The sequence below is a fragment of the Paenibacillus sp. J22FR5 genome (assembly GCF_059691975.1).
Genome location: NZ_JCAUAN010000066.1, coordinates 1 through 4035, shown reverse-complemented (window position 1 = coordinate 4035; position 4035 = coordinate 1). Strand labels below are relative to the sequence as shown.

Sequence of the window (4035 nt, the reverse complement as noted above, 5' to 3'; positions counted from 1 at the left end):
GCTACGTCTGATGAGCGCTCTCATGAACAACATCTGCAAACCAAGGTGATAAAATCCTGCGAATGAGTGAGTATATGTGAGATAAACCCTTAAAACCGAGGGACGGGCAGTGGAGCGTGGCGACATCTGGTTGCTTATATATGCTCTTATTCATTTATGGTACGGTTCACCTCTATTTGTGTCTTAGCAAATGGTCCTTGGTATTTGTTTCATCATTTTACAATTCCCAATACGAATCCATCATTAAAAATCAAGCATGAAGGAAAACAGTGGTGAGTCTGTGAAGGAGCGGAGTTGGACAAAGAAAATTTCTGTATTATTCGTGGTATTGGTAGTTATTATTAGCGGGTGTAAGTCCATTGGAGACTTCGACGTTAACAAAGCACTGGTGGGGGCTGTTATCGCGAAATCGATGGAAGGCACAGGCGAGTTCTCGCTTAATCTTATACGGGATGAAAAGGCTCAAGTTTCACCGGAAGAACAGGCCATACTTAAATTATTTGAAACAACGAAGTTCAAATTCGATTCGATCAAAATGGAGAGCTCCACGCGGGTTTCTATTCAGGGGTTAGCGTCTATCAGTACATATAGTATCCCTTTCCAAGCTTCAGTGTCGGAAGAAAAAATAGTCCTGCAAATCGATGGAGGCAAAAAGCCGATCGTATTCCAGCTTCAGGATGAATCTTCCAACGCTTCGATGACAGCGTTCCTAACCGAGCTGCAAACGAAGTTGAACGACGGGGAACTGTCGAACAGCGTGATGTCATATTTGTTCAAACAGTTACCCAACCCAAGCAAGCTGAATGTGGACAATGTGGTCGAAACGATCAACGGGGAGAAAGTATCCCTACATAAGCTGCAGGGAGAAATCACGGGCAAAGAGCTGCTGCCTCTGGCAAAAGCGTTCATCAAAAATATGATGAAGGATGATCAGGCGCTCAAAGAGTTGATCGGTCAGCTGTATGACGCCTTGTATCCGATGATTTCAGCGGAGTGGGAGAAGGCGCTGGCGGCAGATTCGTCGGAGAAGGTGAACTTTTCGAAAGATGCCGATCATTTAGATGAGATGGACGAAATGGACGATATGCCAAACCTTGGCGTCAACCCGTTGAATCAATTCAAATCAACCTTGGACCCGATCGTGACCGGAGTCAAAGCCGTGTTGGACGATCGCGATATTGCCATTGAAGTGATCCATACCGAAGTGAAGCAGATGTTTGTTATTCTACTTGTCGCCTTAGAAAGCCTTGGCCAAGAGGATAAGAAGCCTTGGGAAGCCACATTTAACGAGAGCTCGTATATGAAGACGGATCTTTACTTCGACAACAGCCTTAAGCTGCGGAAGTCGAACACGACCGTGATGATTGCACCGCAGCTAAAAGATACGCAAGGGGTATCCGCTGTGAAGATAACGATGTCATCGGAGAACTGGAATGTGAACGGCAAAGTAAAGGCGGATGTAATCGCAACCGATGGAGGAAGTCTAGTTCTGGATAAAGCGTCGAAACCAAATGATATATTGAAAAATTTTGACCCGAAATCGGCGATCTATCAACTGCTGAATCAAGATCTAAAAATAGGGAAAGTGTCATTTCCTCTCTTTCTGGGTACCGGGCAGTATTTCCCCAAATCGCAACAGCCTTTCATCGAAAATGGAGTAACCATGGTGCCGACACGGTTCATCAGTGAGCGCTTAAATGCCGAAGTGGCTTGGGACTCCGTCACGCAAAACATTACGATAACAGATCCCCAAACCTCGCGAACGATTGTTTCGCACGGTGGGAGTAATGTAGCGATCGTGGATGGCAAAAACATACTCATGGAACAGGCAGTGTTAACGATGGATGAAAAGAGCTTTGTTCCATTGACCTTCATCATAACTCAGCTCGGCGGAAAAACGGAGTGGAACGAAGAAATGCGCTCGATTCAGGTAACAAAGAATTAGAAGGATACAGAAGAAATTGTGGTTTTCTTGTCATTAGACTTGTCGTCTCTGCTGGATAGAGTGTTTTTAAGTCGTCAATTAATTGACGGCTTTTTTGTTATTATAGAAAAATGTGCCGGCGGCGAGCGTATATGAAAGAGCCCGATTACACTCTAGGCTCAGCATAATCCTAATTTGCTCTTATGCCGAATTATAGTTCAAGAACATATAACTATTATCGTAAATATAATCAAGAACTTATATCGTTAGCTGACTTTTTGAACATGAACAACGCATTATTGCCACAATGTAAAATGAATAAAAAAGTGATTTTTAACAATCTCTTCTGTGATGGTTGATGGAAGGTCATTGCCTGTTGAGCTAAAGGGCAGGCTAGTTCGAATACAAAATGTTTGGCAACATTCAAGGCCAACATGAATAAGGAAAAGGCAATTGGGACAATAGGTGTAAATGATAGTGTATATTAATTGAAAAGGAACTTTCTACGAAAGGAATAAACCTATGCAAACAAAAACAGAAAAAGAAAAGATGTTAGGTGGAGAACTTTACCAGGCAGCCGACCCTGAGTTGGTGAAGGATCGTCTGAACGCACGCCGGTTGACACGACTGTTCAATCAATCGCTTGAAACTGATGATGAACAAAGAAAAGAGCTACTAAAGGAGCTATACGGTTCAACTGGGAATAACTTTTATGTCGAGCCCTCGTTCCGCTGCGATTATGGCTACAACATACATGTTGGTGAGAATTTCTATGCAAACTTCGATTGTGTGTTTCTCGACGTTTGTGAAATTCGTATAGGCGATAATTGCTTTCTGGCTCCCGGTGTTCATATCTATACTGCGACTCATCCCTTAGAGGCTCAAGAAAGAATTTCAGGGGCTGAGTTTGGAAAGCCGGTCATGATCGGTCACAACGTATGGATTGGCGGGCGAGCGATTATAAACCCGGGCGTTAAGATAGGTAATAACGCGGTGATTGCTTCCGGAGCAGTTGTAACAAAGGATGTTCCTGATAACGTGGTCGTAGGTGGTAACCCGGCAAAGGTCATCAAGCAATTTGCTAATGTATAGGATAAAGTGCTTAAGCTAACGGGTGACTAGAGTGGAATAACCAAGATAGAAATACTGTAAAATGATGGAACTCTTATGGATGATGAACGTCTAAATGATTAGTAGTTATTCAGGAAGAGGGGATTTCATGAGAAAATTTTTATTTGTTGCGATTTTAAGCTTGTTTTTGCTGAGTGCATGTTCATCTCAACAAAAATATTCTGAACAAACTAAACCTACTCAATTAATATCAATTACATTAACAGAAGCTTATCCTGGGAATTTAACTAATGTAAATAGAGTCGAATTGTTTGATGGTTCTTCAGGGGAAAGAAAAATAGTAGCAGATCGGACAATAATTCAAAACTGGCTTAACCAAATTAAAGATATTAAATTAATACCTGAAAAGGACCAAAGTGTAAGGGCTGGGGACGTATTTGGAATTACTTTATATGAAGGCGAAGTTAAAAAATTTGGGTTTCGATCAGGGAATGTAAACAATGTATATTACAAGACCAATAAAGATTTCGTAGAACCAATCAGAGCCTTATTTAAGGAACAGTTTGGAAGACAATTCTAGGCAGGCTTTTCGGTATGATCAAACGCGCGTTAGATAATTTCTTGCAACTACTTACGAATGGATGTAACTTGATATGGCACGTACCAAAACAGTTACGAGTGGTAATAATTTATGCTTGGCAGGAGATTGTGAAAAGCCTATCAAAGCAAAGGGATTATGCGCTACACATCATCAAAGACAGTTCAGAACAGGCTCCACAGAGTTAAAATCACAAATGAAGCAGAAGCAGTTTCTTCAACGTGTATGTAGAGCGGCTGGATGCAATGTACTGAGTGTTAGGCTAGGTTTGTGTCAAGAGCATTTAATTGAGTTTCAATTGTAAGTTTTGATTGTTACTACATTATAAGTTCATTACGCTCCCTCGATTTGATTTAATTTCCTCACGCAAGCTCGTGTATTCGCAGGATTTCATCCCTATTGGATTCGGTAAAAGAATAAAGAGAGTCAGGGCATGTTATGT

At 41.6% G+C, this 4035-nt stretch carries 3 protein-coding genes; all 3 read left to right on the top strand.

Annotation, left to right across the window (positions count from 1 at the left end):
• The first annotated feature begins 322 nt into the window (after positions 1-322).
• Positions 323-1945: a copper amine oxidase N-terminal domain-containing protein gene (locus tag AC58P7_RS33335; protein ID WP_497350346.1), complete on the top strand. Its 1623-nt coding sequence runs from the start codon at positions 323-325 to the stop codon at positions 1943-1945.
• 501 nt (positions 1946-2446) lie between these two features.
• Positions 2447-3016 (top strand): maltose acetyltransferase domain-containing protein, encoded by a 570-nt coding sequence (locus AC58P7_RS33330; RefSeq protein ID WP_497350345.1) that lies wholly within the window; start codon positions 2447-2449, stop codon positions 3014-3016.
• A 127-nt stretch (positions 3017-3143) separates the two neighbouring features.
• Positions 3144-3575, top strand: coding sequence for a hypothetical protein (locus AC58P7_RS33325; protein ID WP_497350344.1), 432 nt, complete (start codon positions 3144-3146; stop codon positions 3573-3575).
• The last annotated feature ends 460 nt before the right edge of the window (positions 3576-4035 follow it).

Coding starts and splice junctions, on each gene's coding strand:
- AC58P7_RS33330 (WP_497350345.1), top strand. CDS start 2,447: ATGCAAACAAAAACAGAAAAAGAAAAGATGTTAGGTGGAGAACTTTAC.
- AC58P7_RS33325 (WP_497350344.1), top strand. CDS start 3,144: ATGAGAAAATTTTTATTTGTTGCGATTTTAAGCTTGTTTTTGCTGAGT.